Origin of the sequence: Methylobacterium platani (genome assembly GCF_001653715.1) — a bacterium.
Lineage (GTDB): Bacteria > Pseudomonadota > Alphaproteobacteria > Rhizobiales > Beijerinckiaceae > Methylobacterium > Methylobacterium platani.
The window spans coordinates 62,578-78,861 of the sequence record NZ_LWHQ01000010.1; the positions used below are offsets into that span (position 1 = coordinate 62,578).

Here is a 16,284-nt window from a genome sequence, read left to right on the forward strand (position 1 = left end):
GCTCGTGTCGTGGACCGTGGGAACCAGTGCTTGCGGGCGTTCCCGAGCGTACTGTCCTGCCGGTACTCGGGCCGCGTCGGGTCCGACGGGATCGTCTCGAAGATCGGCGTCCTCAACACGGCGAGGGGCTTTGCCTGGGCCGTGCTCCGTAGACCTCCGGATCGGTCGCCGCGGCCTTCTCGACAGGCGCCGTCGCTCGCTCGCGCTGATCGAGCAGGAGGGGATGGGCGACGATCGTCCAGCCGTCGACCATCATGGCTCAGAGCGTCACGGCTCCGTCGATCTCTTCGTCGGGATCGACCGCGATGCCGGCGGCGAGGGCAGTCATCCGCGCCGCGAGATCGCCGGGACAAGCCGTGATGCGATGGGGGTTCCGCGGGCCATGTCCCCCGCGAGGAAGGCCGGGAACCCGTCGATGACGGGATCCGTCTCGGTCTCGGCCGCGAGCAGGCTCACCCGGCCGCCCTCGTCGACGACGAAGTCGATCTCGCCGCCGTAGCTCACGCCCAGCGCCTGACGCACCGCCTTCGCGACGGTGGACTGTCCCTTCGCGGTGATCTTGCTGCGCTCGCGGACGAGGGCCGTCACAGCGTCCTCCATCAATCGGAGAGTAAGGAATTTATCTTCCTTCGATGAGAAGACGTCGGCAACGGTGCCCGCTGCACCCTGACCCATGCTGCCGCAACGAAATCGTGCTATGGCGCGCCGGTGATCGGATCCCGCGGGACGAACGGGGCCGCGCGGTGCGAAGGGGGAGCCGTGCCGAACGAGGGCGTGTCTGCCGGGGCGGATCTCGCGCCGATGATCGCGGCCGTGGCCGCCGGCGATCGAGCGGCCCTGCGCGCGCTCTACGACGCGACGGCGCCGAAACTTCTCGGGATCGTGCTTCGTATCCTGAAGGATCGAAGCGCGGCCGAGGACGTGCTGCAGGAGGTGTTCGTGCGCGTCTGGCAGCGGGCTGGCAGCTACGATCCGCAGGCCGGGCCGCCGCTCGTCTGGCTCGGGGCGATCGCGCGGCATAAGGCGATCGACCGCATCCGGCAGGACCGGGCCGCCCGCCTGACCCAGGCCGAGGACGGCTGGCTGGAGCGCCTCGCCGACACGCGCGACGGGGAGGGGGATCTCGCCCGCCGCGACGCCCTCGCCCGCTGCCTCGACGCCGTCGAGCCCGGTCACCGCGACTGCCTCGTCCTCGCCTATTGCGAGGGCTGGTCGCGCGAGGAGCTGGCGGCGCGGCACGACCGGCCGGTCAACACCATCAAGACGTGGCTGCGCCGGGGCCTCATGAGCCTGCGCGGCTGCCTGGAGGCGGCATGAGCGGCGGGACCGATCGCGACGTCGCGCCGTTCTGGGCGGAGGATCCGGACGGGGCGGCCGGGGAATACGTGCTCGGCACCCTGTCGGCCGAGGAGCGCGCCGCCTTCGCCCGGGCGCTGGAGCGGGACACCGCCTTGCGCGAAGCGGTGACGGCCTGGGAAAAGCGGCTCGCACCGCTGGCCGAGGCCGTCCCGACGGTCGCTCCCGCACCGCGGGTCTGGGAGGGGATCGAGGCCCGAATCGGGAGCGGAGGCGGCACCGCTTCGCCCGACGCGCCGAGGCCCGGGGCGGAGCGAGTCGTCCGGCTCGAGCGCGGCCTGCGGCGCTGGCGGGCCGCGGCGGGGTTCGCGAGCGCGCTCGCGGCCGGCCTCGCCCTCTGGATCGTCGTCCCGCATCCGGCGACGACCGACGGCCGGCAATATCTCGCCGTGGTCGATCGGGGCGGCACCCTGCCGGCCCTGATCGTGCGGGTCGACCTCGACGGCCGGACCGTGCAGGTGCGCAGCCTCGCGGCGGAGACGCCGCCGGATCGCAGCCTCGAACTCTGGTATGTCGGCGCGGGCTCGGCGCCCCGCTCCCTCGGCCTCGTCGGCGATGCGTCGCTGACGCTGCCCGCGGGTCTGCGCGGCGTCGCCGACGGCGCGAGCCTCGCCGTCTCGGTGGAGCCGAAGGGCGGCTCGTCGACGGGAGCGCCGACCGGGCCGGTGATCTATTCGGGGCGCCTCATCCGCGAGTGAGACGACCCCGGTCGGCGCCCGGAGACCGAGGGACGGGCGGGGGCCGGACGCGAACGATCCCCCGCAGGTTCCCTCGTGTCGAGGGGCTGCGGGGGGATCGGCGACGGGTCGCGGAATCCGGCCGGGCCGGATTCCGCGATCGGATCAGGGCATCAGCACGCCGTTGATGACGTGGATGACGCCGTTCGACTGCATCACGTTGGCGATGGTGACCCGCGCGGTGTTGCCCTTGGCGTCGGTCACGACGAGGCCCTTGCCGCCGCGGGCCATCGTGACGGTGAGCGGCTCGCCCTGCGCGGTCTTCAGCGTCGCCTCGCCGCCGCCCTGCTTGACGAGCTTCATCAGGTCCCTGGACGTGTAGGTGCCCGGAACGACGTGGTAGGTCAGGATGCCGGTCAGCTGCGCCTTGTTCTGCGGCTGCACCAGCGTCTCGACGGTGCCCGGGGGCAGCTTGGCGAAGGCCGCGTTGGTCGGCGCGAAGACCGTGAAGGGGCCCGGGCCCGAAAGCGTGTCGACGAGGCCCGCGGCCTTCACCGCCGCCACCAGGGTGGTGTGGTCCTTCGAGTTGACCGCGTTCTCGACGATCGTCTTGCTCGGATACATCGGCGCGCCGCCGACCATCGGGGTCTTGGCGAGAGCCGGCGCCGCGGCGAGGCCGAGGCTGAGACCGAGGGCCAGGCGGAGAAGGGTCTTGGACATGTCGTGCTCCTCGCGATGCGCCCGGTTCGGGCGTCGTCAGGCCCCTACGCGGGCCGGGAGCCGGAAAGTTTCAGCCGTGCGCGCGGGCCGGCTTGAAAAATTCACCGGCAGCGTCGCGCCCGCCCTTGCCGTAAGCTGACCGAGGGGAGTGGCGCCGGGACCCGTCACGGGCACGTCCCCGCACGGACGAGAGCGATGGAACTCAAGTGGATCGAGGACTTCCTGAGCCTCGCCGAGACCCGCAGCTTCTCGCGCTCGGCGGAATCGCGCGCCGTCACCCAGTCGGCCTTCAGCCGGCGCATCCGCTCGCTCGAGGTCTGGCTCGGCACCGCGCTCCTCGACCGCAGCACCTACCCGATCACGCTGACTGCGGACGGCCGGCAGTTCCTCGAGACCGCCGAGGAGGTGGTGCGGCTCCTCACCTTGAGCCGGGCGGATTTTCGCGCCCGCAGCGACGGCGCCGGGCTGCCGGTGGTGACGATCACGGCGCTCCACTCGCTCTGCCTGTCGTTCCTGCCGCGCTGGCTCGGGCGCATCCGCGACGCGCTCGGGCCGGTGGCGAGCCGGGTGCTGCCGGACAACTTCAACATCTGCGTCCAGGCCCTGGTCGAGGGCGGCTACGACCTGCTCCTGACCTATCACCACCCGGGCATCCCGATTCCCCTCGACCCCGAGCGCTATCCCTGCCGGATCGTCGGCCGCGACAGCCTCGCCGCCGTGGCCTCGCCCCGCGGGCTGGTGCCGGATGCGCGGGGCCGCCTGCCGCTCCTGCAATATTCCCGCGGCTCGTTCCTCGGGCGGCTCGCCGGCATCGCGCAATCCGCCGAGGATGCGCCGGCGACCTATCCGGTCCACACCAACGAGAACTCGATGGCCGAGGCCCTGCGCTCGATGGCGCTCGGCGGCCACGGCATCGCCTGGCTGCCGCGCAGCCTCGTCGAGGCGGAGATCCGCGCCGGCGCCCTCAGGGTGCTCGGCCGCGAGATGCCGATGGACATCCGGCTCTACCGCAGCGCCGAGCGCCACCGCTCGTTCCTCGACGAGGTCTGGGCGGTCGCCGCGGAGGATCCGCCAAACTATTCGGATCCGGAATAGTTCCTGGCGAACATAGCATTGGCGCCGGCGCACGGCCGGGATTATCCCGCCGCCATCCGGTGACGGCGCCGCGGTTCCTCGAACCGGCAGGGCCGATCCCGGCCCCACATCGTCCCTTCGACGCGGCCTGAAATCCCCGCCCGCCGCCCCGGCGCGTGGGATCGCGGCCGCACGCCTGGAGCAGGCCCGTGACCGTCCCGTCGACCCGAATCGAGCACGATCTTCTCGGCGACCGCGAGGTGCCGGTATCCGCCTATTACGGCATCCACACCCTGCGCGCCGTCGAGAACTTCCCGATCACCGGTACCACGCTCGCGACCTGCCCCGACCTGATCCGGGCGCTCGCCGCGATCAAGCAGGCCGCGGCGCTCGCCAACCGCGAGCTCGGCCTGCTCGATCCCGAGCGCTGCGACGCCATCGTGGCGGCCTGCCTGGAGATCCGGGCCGGCGCCCTGCACGACCAGTTCGTCGTCGACCAGATCCAGGGCGGGGCCGGCACCTCGACCAACATGAACGCCAACGAGGTGATCGCCAACCGGGCGCTCGAAATGCTCGGGGCGGAGCGCGGCGACTACGGCCGGCTCCATCCCAACGAGCACGTCAACATGGGCCAGAGCACCAACGACGTGTACCCGACGGCGCTCAAGATCGCCGGGATCGGCGCGATCCGGCGCCTCGTCGACGCCATGGCGGCCTTGCGCACCAGCTTCGAGGCGAAATCCGACGAGTTCCGCGACGTCCTCAAGATGGGCCGCACCCAGCTCCAGGACGCGGTACCGATGACGCTCGGCCAGGAATTCGGCACCTACGCGCGGATGCTCGCCGAGGACGAGGCGCGACTCTGCGAGGCCGAGCTGCTGATCCGCGAGATCAACATGGGCGCGACCGCGATCGGCACCGGCATCACCGCCCACCCGCTCTACGCGGAATTGGTGCGCGAGCGGCTCTCCGCCATCACCGGGATCCCGCTCGTCACGGCGGAGGACCTGGTGGAAGCCACGCAGGATTGCGGCGCCTTCGTGCAGGTCTCTGGCGTGCTCAAGCGCGTCGCCGTCAAGCTGTCGAAGACCTGCAACGACCTGCGCCTGCTCTCGAGCGGGCCCCGGGCCGGCTTCAACGAGATCAACCTGCCGGCGCGCCAGGCCGGCTCCTCGATCATGCCCGGCAAGGTCAACCCGGTGATCCCGGAGGTCGTCAACCAGGTGGCGTTCGAGGTGATCGGCAACGACGTGACGATCTCCTTCGCGGCGGAGGCCGGCCAGCTCCAGCTCAACGCCTTCGAGCCGGTGATCGCCTACAGCCTGTTCCGCAGCCTCGCCCACCTGGAGGCGGCCTGCCGCACCCTCGACGTCCATTGCGTGCGCGGCATCACGGCGAACCGCGAGCGGCTGCGGGCCAGCGTCGAACAATCCATAGGCATCGTGACCGCGCTCAACCCCTATATCGGCTATCGCAACGCCACGGCGGTCGCTATGGAGGCACACGCCACGGGCCGGGGCGTCTACGACCTCGTGCTCGAGAAGCGATTGATGGCCCGCGACCAGCTCGACAGGGTGCTGCAACCCGACCGGCTGACGCGCCCGCAGGCCCTCACGGCGATCTGACCCCTCGCCCCACCATCACGGACGGAAACGCCAGACATCCGCGGGAAACCTCGGGCGCGTGAACTCGCGCCCAGGTTCTTGCCGCACATCCGTTCACGCTCGGGAGGAACACGAACAATGGCACAGCAGGATCTGTCGCACGGTACATCGACCGGGAGCTCGGGCCGGCTGACGCTCTATACCGGGATCGGCCTCGCCCTCGGCGTCGCGGTCGGCGCGGTCCTGCACGGCATGGCGGCAAGCCCGGCCGAGGCGAAGGAGATCGCCGGCTACTTCACCATCGGCACCGACATCTTCCTGCGGCTGATCAAGATGATCATCGCGCCGCTGGTCTTCGCCACCATCGTGTCGGGCATCGCGAGCTTCGGCGACACCAAGGCGGTCGGCCGCGTCGCGGGCCTCGCCATGGGCTGGTTCCTCACCGCCTCGATCGTCTCGCTCTCCCTCGGCTTCCTCGTCGCCAACATCTTCCAGCCCGGCGCCAGCCTCGGCCTGCCGCTGCCGGACGCAGGCGCGCAGACCGGCCTGAAGGCCGCCTCGATCAACCTGCGCGAGTTCATCACCCACGTCTTCCCGACCAGCATCGTGTCGGCGATGGCGACGAACGAGGTGCTGCAGATCCTCGTCTTCTCGGTGTTCTTCGGCTTCGGCCTCAGCGCGATCGACCGTCGTTACGCCGACCCGATGGTCCACATGCTGAACGGGCTGGCCGCGGTGATGTTCAAGGTCACCGATGCGGTGATGAAGGTCGCGCCGCTGGCGGTCTTCGCCGCCATGGCCTCGGTCGTCACCATCCAGGGCCTCGGCGTGCTGATCGACTACGGCAAGTTCATCGCCGTGTTCTACCTCGGGCTGGCGGTGCTGTGGGCGCTCCTCATCGGCGTCGGCTGGCTGGTGCTCGGCAACAGCGTCGTGCGGCTGCTGCGCCTCCTGCGCACCCCGATGATCGTCGCCTTCTCGACCGCCAGCAGCGAGGCCGCCTTCCCGCGGACCGTCGAGGTGCTGGAGAAGTTCGGCGTGCGCCCGCGCGTCACCGGCTTCGTCCTGCCGCTCGGCTACTCGTTCAACCTCGACGGCTCGATGATGTACCAGGCGCTCGCCTCGCTGTTCATCGCCCAGGCCTTCGGCATCCATCTCGGCATCACCGAGCAGCTGACCATGCTGCTCGTCATGATGGTGACGAGCAAGGGCATCGCCGGCGTGCCGCGCGCCTCGCTGGTGGTGGTGGCCGCCACCGTGCCGATGTTCGGCCTGCCCGCCGCCGGCATCCTGCTGATCATGGGCGTCGACCAGATCCTCGACATGGGCCGCACCGTCACCAACGTGCTCGGCAACGGGCTCGCCACCGCGGCGGTCGCCCGCTGGCAGGGCGAGATGCGGGAGGAGACGGACGACCCCGTCGCGGCGCCCGCCGCGGTCCCGACCGGCAAGGCGGCCTGAGGTGACCGGACCGGCGGCCGTCGCGGGAGCTGCCGGTCCCGGGCGGGCGGTGCGCGCTCTACGATTCCGCCTCCGCCTCGCGGCCGACCGCCCGCCGCCCCGCCCGGGCCGGGACCCGTCCCTCCCGGGCGATCGCCGCCGCGAACAGGCCGCGCAGGGTGGTCGCCAGGGCCGCGAGGTCGTGGTGGCGGGCGACGCGGGCGCGGCCCGTCCGGCCCATCGCGGCGAGCGTCGCGCCGTCGGCCCGCAGGATGTCGCGCAACGCGCCCGTCAGCGCCGCGCCGTCCCCCGGCGGCACGATGCGGCCGCAGCCCTCGTCGACCAGTTCCGGGATGCCCGCCACCGTCGTGGTGACCACCGGCCGCTCGAGCGCCAGCGCCTCGATCAGCACGATCGGCAGCCCCTCGGCAAAGCTCGGCAGCACCAGGGCGCGGGACTCGGCGATGGCCGCGCGCACCGCGGCGCTGCTCTGCCAGCCGCGCAGGGAGATGAGGTCGCCGACGCCGTGGCGGGCGATCTCGGCCTCGATCGCCGGGCGGCTCTCGCCGTCGCCGATGAGGACCAGCCGGAACGGCGCCTCGGTCGCGCGCAACGCCGCCACCGCCGCCGGCAGGTAGACCTGCCCCTTCTGCGGGCAGAGCCGGCCGACGCAGACCAGGGTCCGGCTCTCTCCCGCCGGCCGTTCCGACGGCACGAAATCCGACAGGTCGAGGCCGCAGCGTGCCACCGCGATGCGGTCGCGGTGCTCGGCCCCTCCGAAGCGCAGGAGCTGGCCGCGGCAGAAATTCGAGATCGCCACCGCGAAGGCGGCGCCGGAGAGCTTCAGGGCGAGGCCGTCCTCGGCGGCGGTCAGGAACTCGTCCGGGCCGTGGGCGGTGAAGCTGTAGCTCGGCCCGCCCATCGTCCGGGCGATCAGCGCCACCGCGGCCGCGTTCGACGAGAAGTGCACGTGGGTGTGGTCGATGCCCTCCCGGCGCAGGGCGCGCAGGAAGTACGTCGCCTCGAGGAAATAGGCGGCATGGCGCACCGCGCCGCCGCCTGAGCGGGCGAGCCGGGCGGCGAGCCAGGCGCCGCGGGCGAAGGCCGCCGGCGCGGTGACCGCCTGGCGCAGCGCCGCGAGCGCGAGCCCGGGCAGGTTGCCGCTGAGGATGTAGTGGGTGCGCGCCTGATCGGCGATGTCCCCCGGATCGACGAGCGGCTGGTGCCAGCGTCGCAGCGCGAAGCGCCGCACCGTGACGCCCTGCGCCTCCAGGGCCGCCATCTCGCGCCGGATGAAGGTCGAGCTCGTCACCGGGGCGGTATTGACCAGGTAGGCGATCGTCATGGCGGGCGTCGGCCTGGGGGCGGAGCTCGCAGGCGAGAGAGCCGCGGGGGCGAAGTGCTCCGGGGTGAGGCTCTCGGGGGTGAAGGTGGTGGGGACGAAGTTCATCGGGACGAAATCCATGGGGACGATCCTCATCGGCCGGCACGCTCCCGGAAGCCGCCTCGCGCCGCGCGACAGTGAAACGGCAGCCTAGGGGCAGCTCACGCATGCGGGAGCGGTGGAATTCGGCGGCCCCTCTGCCCAGAACGGCGGGCGGGTTTACGCCTTTCGGAGATCCCGGCGCCGCCGTTTGCGATGCTGACCCTGCGGGGAGGGCCGGATAGCCTTGATAGAAAGGCCGCGTCGGCGCGGCGGATTGGGTCGAGACCCGGCACGGCCATGCAGCGCCCCCTGATCATCCTCGGTACCGGCGGCAACGCCCTCGACATCCCGGACCGCGTCGGGAGCCGGCCCGGATCCCGGCGCGTGGCGGGCTTCCGCGACGATGCCCGGCCGGAGGGCGGGCGGGCGGGGGCGACCGCGGCGGGCAATCCCGGCCGCACCCCGCGGACCGGGGCGTGACCGCGATGGCCCCCGCGACCCCCCGCGTCTCGGTCGTGCTGCCGGTCCGCCCCGGCCTGCCCGTCGGGCCGGCGCTGGAATCCCTGCGCGCCCAGACCTTCGGCGACTACGAGGTCCTGGCGATCGGCGAGGGGGCCGGCGCGATCGCCGCCGCCGCGTCGGACCCCCGGGTGCGGGCCCTGCGCGAGGATGTCCACGACGTGGGGCGGGCGGGCGAAGGACCGGCGGGCGAGGGCGCCCGGCGCGCCGCCGCCCGCAACCGGGGCATCGGCGCGGCCCGGGCCGAGTGGGTGGCCTTCCTCGATCCGGGCGATGCCTGGCGCGAGGACCACCTCGCCGAGCTCGTCGCCGCGACGCGCTTCGGCGACGCCGTCGCGGTGTTCGGCAACCCGGTCGCGGCCGGGACCGGCCGGCCGCTCCTGCCGATGAGCGTGCCCTCGGGGCGCATCTCCGATCCGTTCGCCTTCGCCCTCCGGGTCGGCCGCGTCCCGGTCCGGGCGAGCGCCGCCCTGGTCGAGCGGGCGGCGGCGATCGATGCCGGGCTGTTCCCGCTCCGGTGCGGCGGCGGGCCGGACCTCGACCTCTGGGGCCGCCTCGCCCTGCAGGGGCCGTTCCGCTACGTCGCGCGGCCGACGGCCCTCGTCGGGCCGGCCGCCCCGCCGCGCGTGCCGGCGCCGCCGCTCCTCGCCGCCACCCTGGGGCGGCTCCTCGACGAGGGCGCGATGCCGGCCGAGCTCGCGCCGTCGGCCCGGCGCTGCCGCAACCGGCTGATGCTCGACCACGCCCGGCGCCTCGCCGATCTCGGCCGCCCGGCCGAGGCGCGGGCAGTGCTGGCGCGGGACTGCGCCCCCGGCCTCGATCCGGTGCGCCACCTCGCGGTGCTCGCCCGCACCTGGCGGCCGGCCAGGGCCTGGCGGGCGCCCGGCGCGCTCGCCGGCTCGTCCTGAGCCGGTTGCGACGCGCTCCCACCCCCACGCAGCGGTTTCAACCCCAAGGGATTCTTGATGAGCCTCGTCAAGCGCGCCGTCCTGCTGGTCTCCGGCGAGCGCTACCTCGTCCTGACGATCACCCTGTGCCAGACCGCCCTGGTCTCGCGCCTGCTCACCCCCGAGCAGATCGGCCTGTCGATGCTCGGCATCGCGCTGGTGCAGGTCGTCGACGGCCTGCGCGACTTCGGCACCACCAACTACATCATCCACGAGCCGACGACGTCGCAGCAGAGCGCCCGCACCGCCTTCACGGTGCTCCTCGCCCTGTCGCTCTTCTTCGCGGTGGCGCTGTTCGCCTCGGCCGGCCTGTGGGCGCGCCTCTACGGCCAGCCGCTGCTCGAATCCTACCTGCGGGTGCTCTCCCTCAGCTTCCTGCTGGTGCCGTTCTCCGGCCCCCTGATGGCGCTGATGCGGCGGGACTTCCAGTTCGCCGCCCTGATGTGGGTCAATGTCGGCACCTGTCTGGCCTACGCCGTGGTCCTCGTCGTCCTGGCGCTCCTCGGCTTCGGGGCGATGAGCTTCGCCTGGGCGACGGTGGCGAGCGCGGCCGCCACCGTCGCCCTGAGCCTCGCCGGCCGGCCGGAGCCGGGGGTCTACCGCCCGTGCCTCCAGGGCTGGCGCACGGCGCTCGCCATCGGCGGCTTCTCCAGCGTGACGACGCTCCTCAACCGCGCCTACGACCTCCTGCCGGTCTTCCTCCTCGGCCGCTTCGGCGGCCCCGACCTCGTCGGCCTCTACGGCCGGGCGCAGGTGGTGAGCCAGCTCCCCGACAAGATGATCCTCGGCAGCCTCGGCGCGGTGATCCTGCCGATGTTCGCCGCCGACCGGCGCGACGGGCGGTCGCTGGCGCCGACCTACCTCGCCTCGATCGGCAACATCACGGCGGTGCTCTGGCCGGTGGCCGTGCTGCTCGCGCTCATCGCCCAGCCGGTGGTGCTGGTGTTGCTCGGCTCGCAGTGGATCGCCAGCGTGCCGATCGTCCAGGTGCTGGCGCTCGCCTCGACGCTGACCTTCCCGGCGATGCTGACCTACCCGGTGCTGCTGGCGAGCGGCGGCCTGCGCGACACCCTGGTGGCGAGCCTGATCAGCCTGCCCCCGAGCGCCGCCACCATGGTCGCCGCCGCCTTCAACGGGCCGCTCGGGGTGGCGGCGTCCCAGCTCGTCACCGTCCCGCTCCAGGTCGGGGTCGCCCTCTGGTTCATCCGTCGCCGGGTGCCCTTCAGCCTCGCCGACTTCGCTGGCGCGCTGCGGATCAGCGCCCTCGTCACGGTCGCCACCGCCCTGCCGCCGCTCGCGGTGATCGCGCTCTCGGGACGCGGCTTCGCCCTCACGATCCCGCAGGGCGTGCTCGCCGGGTTCGGCGGCGCCGGCGCCTGGCTTCTCGCCATGCTGGTCCTCGACCATCCGGTCGCCGGGCACGTCCGCGAGACGATCCGGCCGGTCCTGGCGGTCTTGCGGGCCCGCACCCGGGCGGTGTGGGCGGGACGCTGAGAGCGGCCGGTAGCGGTCCTTCGCGCCGTCGAACCGTCACGGAGCGCCGCTAACCCGGCCTCCGGGACGCGGAAAGGACGGCCATCCATGACCAGGACGGAGATGCTGCGCGAGATCGCCGGACGGATCGACCGCCTGCGCCTCGGACACCCGGTCAGGATCGCGGTCGACGGGCGCACGGCCTCCGGCAAGACCACCCTGGCCGACGAGCTCGCCGCCCGCCTCGCCGGGCAGGGGCGATCGGTGATCCGGACCTCCGTCGACGGTTTCCATCGCCCGCGCGCCGTGCGCTACGCACGAGGCCGCCACTCGCCCGAGGGCTACTACCACGACGCCCGCGATCTCCCGGCGATCGTGGCGCTCCTCCTCGCGCCGCTCGGGCCGGGCGGCGACCGGCGGTTCCGGACCGCATCCTTCGATCTCGAGGCCGATGCGCCGGTGGCGCAGGAACCGCAGGTAGCGCCCGAGGATGCGATCCTGATCGTCGACGGCACCTTCCTCCAACGCCCCGAGCTGCGCGGCCACTGGGACGCGACGCTGTTCGTCCGGACCTCGGCCGAGACGGCGGAGGCGCGCGGGCTCGGCCGGGATGCGGACCGCCTGGGCGGCGAAGCGGCGGCGCGGGATCTCTATGCCGCGCGCTACCGCCCGGCCTACGCCCTGTACGAGGGCCTGTGCGAGCCCGAGGCATCCAGCGACGCGATCATCGACAACGACGATCTCGCCGCGCCGCGGCTCGTGCTGCGGCCGGGCGGACGGCTGGTCGACGGCGCGAACGATCTCCCGCCGGCGAGCCTGATCGACTCGTGACACCGTTATCGAGGGGTTTTCCACCCCGTCTCGGAGCCTGTTCGGCAGATTTTCGTGTCGATTTAATTCGGTTGATCCGGGATATCCTATCCTGCCGCCTCATCCCGAAGGGTTCGCCGATCTTCGATCGACCAACTCCTCAGCACGAGGCCGTGAACGGGACCATCGCCTGATCGTGTCAACGAATATTCAAGAGAATTAGGCAAAACCGGAGGGGATCGACCTCTGTGTCGTCGGAGGCTTTCGTGTCCCTCACGGCTCCCGGATGCCCTCGTCCGCCACCTGCATCAGCGGGTACAGGAAATACGCGATCACCCGCCTCTGGCCGACCCGGACCTCGCCCTGCACCGCCATGCCGGGGATCAGGCCGGCGCCCGGGGGCAGGGCGCGCAGGGAGGTGTCGTCGAGGCCGATGCGGGCGCGGTAGAACAGGGCGGTGGGCTGGCCCGGCCCGGCATTGCGCCCCTCCGCGTCGGACGGGAAGGCGTCGCGGCTCACCGTGCGGACATGGCCCGCGATCGTGCCGTGCTTCTGGAACGGGAAGGCATCGAGCTTCACCCGGGCGGGCTGGCCGGCCGCGACGTGGCCGACGTCGCGGGGATGGATCATCACCTCGGCCTCGAGCGGGCTGCCCGCCGGCACCAGCGTGAACAGCGGCTCGGCCTGCTTGACCACCGAGCCGGCGCCGCGCTGGGCGATGTCGAGGACGATGCCGTCGGCGGGCGCGGTGAGCGTCACGAGCTGGCGCCGCAAGGTCGCCTTGCGCAATTCCTCCGCCGCCACGGTGCGCTTCTCGCGCGCCTCGGCCAGCGCTTCGAGCACGGTGCGGCCGGTCTCGTCGAGGAAGGCCTGGCGCTGGGCGGTGGCCTTGGCGAGGTCGTGGCGCGCCTCTACTTGCGCGCCGCGGGTGCGCACCAGCGAGGCCTCGACGTCGAGGCGGGCGTCGCGGGTCTGGAGCAGGTTGAGCTTCGAGCCGATCTGCTGCTCCAGCAGCGTCGTGCGCATCCCCTCGATCTCGCGCAGGCCCTCGAGACGGGCGAGCAGCACGCTCTCCTCGCGGCGGTTGCGGTCGAGGCTCGACTGGGCCCGCGCCAGCTCCTCGTCGAGGCCGCGCAACCGGCTGTCGCGCAGGGCCCGGCGCTGCTTGGCGAGGCGGGCTTCCAGCGCCTGTTCGGGGCGCTTCAGGTCGAAGGCGGCGTCCCGGTCGGCATCCTCCGCTTCGAGCCGGGTCACCAGGGCCTCCGCCGCGGCGAGCCGGGCGGTGAGCTGCTGCACGTCGGCCTCGCTGAAGGTCGGATCGAGCACCGCCAGGGTCTCGCCGGCCTTGACCGACTGTCCGACCGCGACGGCGATCGAGCGGATCGCCGCGGTCTCGAGCGGCTGGACGACGATGTTCGGCACCGTGGTGACGAGCCGGCCCCGGGCACTCGCGATCTCGTCGATCTCCGACAGGCACGACCATGCCACCCCGGTCGCCAGCAGGGCGGCGACGGCGTAGAGCGTCGCCCGGGCGACGCGGGGCGGCGCCCGCTCCTCGACCGCGAGCGCGTCGGGCTGGAAGTCCGACACGACCGCCGGGCGGCGCCGGGCCGGCAGCCTCACCACCTCGCCGCGGGGCGGGGCTTGCGCGGGGCCCGGGTCGGAGGGCGGCACGGAGGCGAGCGGCGGCCGGGCGACCTCGTCGCCGGGGCCGTCCTCGGCGCGGGACGCGCTCTCGGTGTGCGACGCGCTCATGCGGCCTGCCTCGTCTGCTGGTTCCACAGGTGGCGGTAGGTCGTGCAGGAGGTCAGCAGCTGGTCGTGGCGCCCGGTCGCGACGAGGCGGCCGCCGTCGATGACGAGGATCGCGTTGGCGTCGACCAGGGTGGCGAGGCGATGCGAGACGATCAGCACCGTGCGGCCCCGGGCGATGCGGCGCAGGTTGCGCCGGATGATCGCCTCGCTGTCGGGATCGAGGGCGCTCGTCGCCTCGTCGAGGATCAGCAGCCGCGGATCGGTGACGAGGGCGCGGGCGATGGCGAGCCGCTGGCGCTGGCCGCCGGAGAGGTTCGAGGCGTTCTCCTCCAGCATCGTCTCGAAGCCCCGCGGCAGGCGCTCGATGAACTCGTCGGCGCCGGCGGCGCGGGCAGCCTCGGCGATCTCCTCGAAGCTCGCCGAGGGCTTGGCCGCCGCGATGTTCTCCCGCACCGTGCCGCGGAACAGGAAGCTGTCCTGCAGCACCACGCCGACCTGGCGGCGCAGGTGCGCGAGGTCGATCTCGCGGATGTCGTGCCCGTCGAGGCGCACCAGGCCCTGCTGGACGGGATAGAGCCGCTGGATCAGCCGGGTGATGGTGGTCTTGCCCGAGCCGCTGCGGCCCACCACCCCGACGATGCTGCCGGCTTCCAGGGTGAACGACACCGAATCGAGGGCGGGCGGCCGGTCCGGTCCGTAGGCGAAGCGCACGTCCTCGAAGGTGATCTCGCCGCGCACCGGCGGGCACAGGCCGCGGGACGGCCCCTCGGATTCGGGCGCCCGGTTCATCACCTCGCCGAGCATCCTCACCGAGAGCGCGACCTCCTGGTACTCGTGCGCCATGGTCAGCATCTGGACCAGCGGGCCCGAGACGCGGCCGGCCAGCATGTTGAAGGCGACGAGCGCGCCGACGGTCATCGTGCGGTCGAACACGTCCATCGCGCCGAGCCCGATGATCGCCACCGAGGTGAGCTTCTCGAGCAGCCCCGTGACGGCCTGGGCGATGGCCGAGATCCGCTCGACGCCGTAGCGCATCTGCACGGCCTGGGCCGAGGCATCCTCCCACTGGCGGCCCTGGATCGGCTCCATCGCCAGGGACTTGATCGTGCGCATGCCCTGGACCGATTCGACGAGCAGCGCCTGGCGCTCGCCTTCCGCGTCGTAGAGCGCCTGGAGCCGGCGCCGGAACGGCCCGATCAGGGCCGCGATGGTGAGGGCGACGAGGCCGGTGAAGACCAGCACCACCAGGGTCAGCTTGGCACTGTAAAGCAGCAGCACCGGCACGAAGACGAGGAGCGAGCAGGCGTCGAGCGCCGTAGTCAGCAGCCGCCCGGTCAGGAATTCCCGCACCCGCGAGGCCTGCTGCATGTGCTTGACCAGGATGCCCGCCGGCACCTGCTCGAAATGCGCCAGCGGCAGGCCGAGGAGATGCGCGAAGGTCTTCACCGCGACCCGGATGTCGATGCGGTTCGAGGCGTAGAGCAGCAGGTAGCGCCGCAGGAAGGTGAAGCAGGCCTCGAAGACGAGCGCCAGCACCACGCCGCCGGCGAGCACCGTGAGGGTGGCGTAGGATTCGTGGGTCAGCACCCGGTCGATGACGAGCTGGGAGAACAGCGGCACCGCGAGGCCGACGGCGTAGAGCGCCAGCGCCGCCACGATCACGTCCGAGAACAGCCGGCGCTGGCGCAGGATCTCGGGGATGAACCACAGGAGCCCGAACGGCCGGCGACCGTCCGGCGTGCGGCGGCGGGCCCGCGGGCGCAGCAGCAGCATCTCGCCGCCCCAGGCGGCGCAGAAGGCCTCCTCGTCGAGCAGGAACGGTTCGAGCCGGGCGGCCTTGGGGTCGAACACGACGAGCCGCGGCGCCGGCCCGTGCCGGTCGGTGCCGGTGACGACGACCCAGTTGCCGTTCCTGAGATGCGCCAGCGCCGGGAAGGCGCCGCCGAGATCGGTGAGGCTCGCGAAGGACAGGCGGGTGCGGCCGGCCCTGAGGCCGACCTCCCGGGCCATCCGGGTCAGCCGCGAGGCCGACACCGCCTCGTCCCCCGCCGCGTAGGCGTGGGCGAGGCGCTCCGTATCGAGATCGACGCCGTGGTGGCGTGCGACGGCGACGAGGCAGTGCAGTCCGGTATCCACGGCGGCGCCCGGCTTTCTCGGAGGTCAGGAGAAGTTCGGCGAGGTGTTGCGGCCCGGGCGGCCGCCGGCGAAGGGCACCGGCTCCCGCACCGGCTGGCCGGGGCTGACGATGCCGGATTCGATCAGGCTGGCCTTGACCTGCTGCATCAGGTCGGCGGCGTTGGCGAAGGCGTCGGCCGGCAGGATCAGGCGCTGGCGCACCACCGGCACCGGGTTGCCGTGGGCGTCGCGCTCGGACGGCGACAGGCTCATCAGGTCGACCCGCACGATCGAGCCGGTCACGGTGATCTCGCTGATGCCGTCGGTATAGGTTTCGGTGATCATCGTGGTTATCCCCCCTTGCGCGAT

Annotated in this window: 15 protein-coding genes; 9 read left to right on the forward strand and 6 right to left on the reverse strand. The window is 72.6% G+C overall.

Annotated features, from left to right (window positions below; translation table 11 throughout):
* Positions 1-324 precede the first annotated feature (324 nt).
* The gene (locus tag A5481_RS04990) at positions 325-675 is read right to left on the reverse strand and encodes a type II toxin-antitoxin system PrlF family antitoxin (RefSeq protein WP_245238830.1); all 351 of its coding nucleotides are present in this window, start codon (positions 673-675) and stop codon (positions 325-327) included.
* A 126-nt stretch (positions 676-801) separates the two neighbouring features.
* On the opposite strand from A5481_RS04990, the gene A5481_RS04995 reads away from it, so the two are divergent.
* Both A5481_RS04995 and A5481_RS05000 read left to right on the forward strand, forming a co-directional pair.
* Positions 802-1,317: a sigma-70 family RNA polymerase sigma factor gene (locus A5481_RS04995; RefSeq protein ID WP_048434061.1), complete on the forward strand. Its 516-nt coding sequence runs from the start codon at positions 802-804 to the stop codon at positions 1,315-1,317.
* On the forward strand, positions 1,314-2,054 hold the full coding sequence (locus A5481_RS05000) for an anti-sigma factor (protein ID WP_048434049.1): 741 nt from the start codon (positions 1,314-1,316) through the stop codon (positions 2,052-2,054). Before A5481_RS04995 ends, A5481_RS05000 begins: the two co-directional genes overlap by 4 nt.
* A 144-nt stretch (positions 2,055-2,198) precedes the next feature.
* Here A5481_RS05000 and A5481_RS05005 read toward each other — a convergent pair whose 3' ends face one another.
* Positions 2,199-2,753 (reverse strand): fasciclin domain-containing protein, encoded by a 555-nt coding sequence (locus A5481_RS05005; RefSeq protein WP_048434048.1) that lies wholly within the window; start codon positions 2,751-2,753, stop codon positions 2,199-2,201.
* 195 nt (positions 2,754-2,948) lie between these two features.
* Here A5481_RS05005 and A5481_RS05010 point away from each other — a divergent pair, with 195 nt between their 5' ends.
* From A5481_RS05010 to A5481_RS05020, 3 genes are all read left to right on the forward strand, one after another.
* Entirely contained in the window at positions 2,949-3,848 is a 900-nt protein-coding gene (locus A5481_RS05010; protein WP_048434047.1) for a LysR family transcriptional regulator, read from the forward strand.
* A 188-nt stretch (positions 3,849-4,036) separates the two neighbouring features.
* The gene (aspA, locus tag A5481_RS05015) at positions 4,037-5,452 is read left to right on the forward strand and encodes an aspartate ammonia-lyase (RefSeq protein ID WP_048434046.1); all 1,416 of its coding nucleotides are present in this window, start codon (positions 4,037-4,039) and stop codon (positions 5,450-5,452) included.
* 117 nt (positions 5,453-5,569) lie between these two features.
* Positions 5,570-6,892 carry a dicarboxylate/amino acid:cation symporter gene (locus tag A5481_RS05020; protein ID WP_048434045.1) on the forward strand — a complete coding sequence of 441 codons (1,323 nt, stop codon included), beginning with the start codon at positions 5,570-5,572 and terminating at the stop codon, positions 6,890-6,892.
* Between the two features lie 58 nt (positions 6,893-6,950).
* On the opposite strand, the gene A5481_RS05025 is transcribed toward A5481_RS05020, so the two are convergent.
* Complete coding sequence (locus tag A5481_RS05025; protein WP_197514143.1) at positions 6,951-8,336, reverse strand: glycosyltransferase family 4 protein; 1,386 nt, start codon at positions 8,334-8,336, stop codon at positions 6,951-6,953.
* A 258-nt stretch (positions 8,337-8,594) separates the two neighbouring features.
* On the opposite strand from A5481_RS05025, the gene A5481_RS05030 reads away from it, so the two are divergent.
* The 4 genes from A5481_RS05030 (at position 8,595) to A5481_RS05045 (ending at position 12,067) form a co-directional block, all read left to right on the forward strand.
* Positions 8,595-8,777: a hypothetical protein gene (locus A5481_RS05030; RefSeq protein ID WP_064503805.1), complete on the forward strand. Its 183-nt coding sequence runs from the start codon at positions 8,595-8,597 to the stop codon at positions 8,775-8,777.
* A gap of 5 nt (positions 8,778-8,782) precedes the next feature.
* A complete protein-coding gene (locus A5481_RS05035; protein WP_245298626.1) occupies positions 8,783-9,724 on the forward strand; it encodes a glycosyltransferase in 942 nt (313 codons plus the stop codon).
* 57 nt (positions 9,725-9,781) lie between these two features.
* Complete coding sequence (locus A5481_RS05040) at positions 9,782-11,257, forward strand: oligosaccharide flippase family protein (RefSeq protein ID WP_048433719.1); 1,476 nt, start codon at positions 9,782-9,784, stop codon at positions 11,255-11,257.
* Between the two features lie 87 nt (positions 11,258-11,344).
* On the forward strand, positions 11,345-12,067 hold the full coding sequence (locus A5481_RS05045; protein WP_048433720.1) for a nucleoside/nucleotide kinase family protein: 723 nt from the start codon (positions 11,345-11,347) through the stop codon (positions 12,065-12,067).
* A 252-nt stretch (positions 12,068-12,319) separates the two neighbouring features.
* Here A5481_RS05045 and A5481_RS05050 read toward each other — a convergent pair whose 3' ends face one another.
* The 3 genes from A5481_RS05050 to A5481_RS05060 are packed head-to-tail and all read right to left on the reverse strand — an operon-like array spanning position 12,320 to position 16,260.
* Positions 12,320-13,801, reverse strand: a complete 1,482-nt coding sequence (locus A5481_RS05050) for an HlyD family type I secretion periplasmic adaptor subunit (RefSeq protein ID WP_048433721.1) — start codon at positions 13,799-13,801, stop codon at positions 12,320-12,322.
* On the reverse strand, positions 13,798-15,936 hold the full coding sequence (locus A5481_RS05055) for a peptidase domain-containing ABC transporter (RefSeq protein ID WP_048433722.1): 2,139 nt from the start codon (positions 15,934-15,936) through the stop codon (positions 13,798-13,800). The genes A5481_RS05050 and A5481_RS05055 overlap by 4 nt, the downstream gene beginning before the upstream one ends.
* A 24-nt stretch (positions 15,937-15,960) precedes the next feature.
* Positions 15,961-16,260: a hypothetical protein gene (locus A5481_RS05060; RefSeq protein ID WP_048433723.1), complete on the reverse strand. Its 300-nt coding sequence runs from the start codon at positions 16,258-16,260 to the stop codon at positions 15,961-15,963.
* Positions 16,261-16,284: the final 24 nt, after the last annotated feature.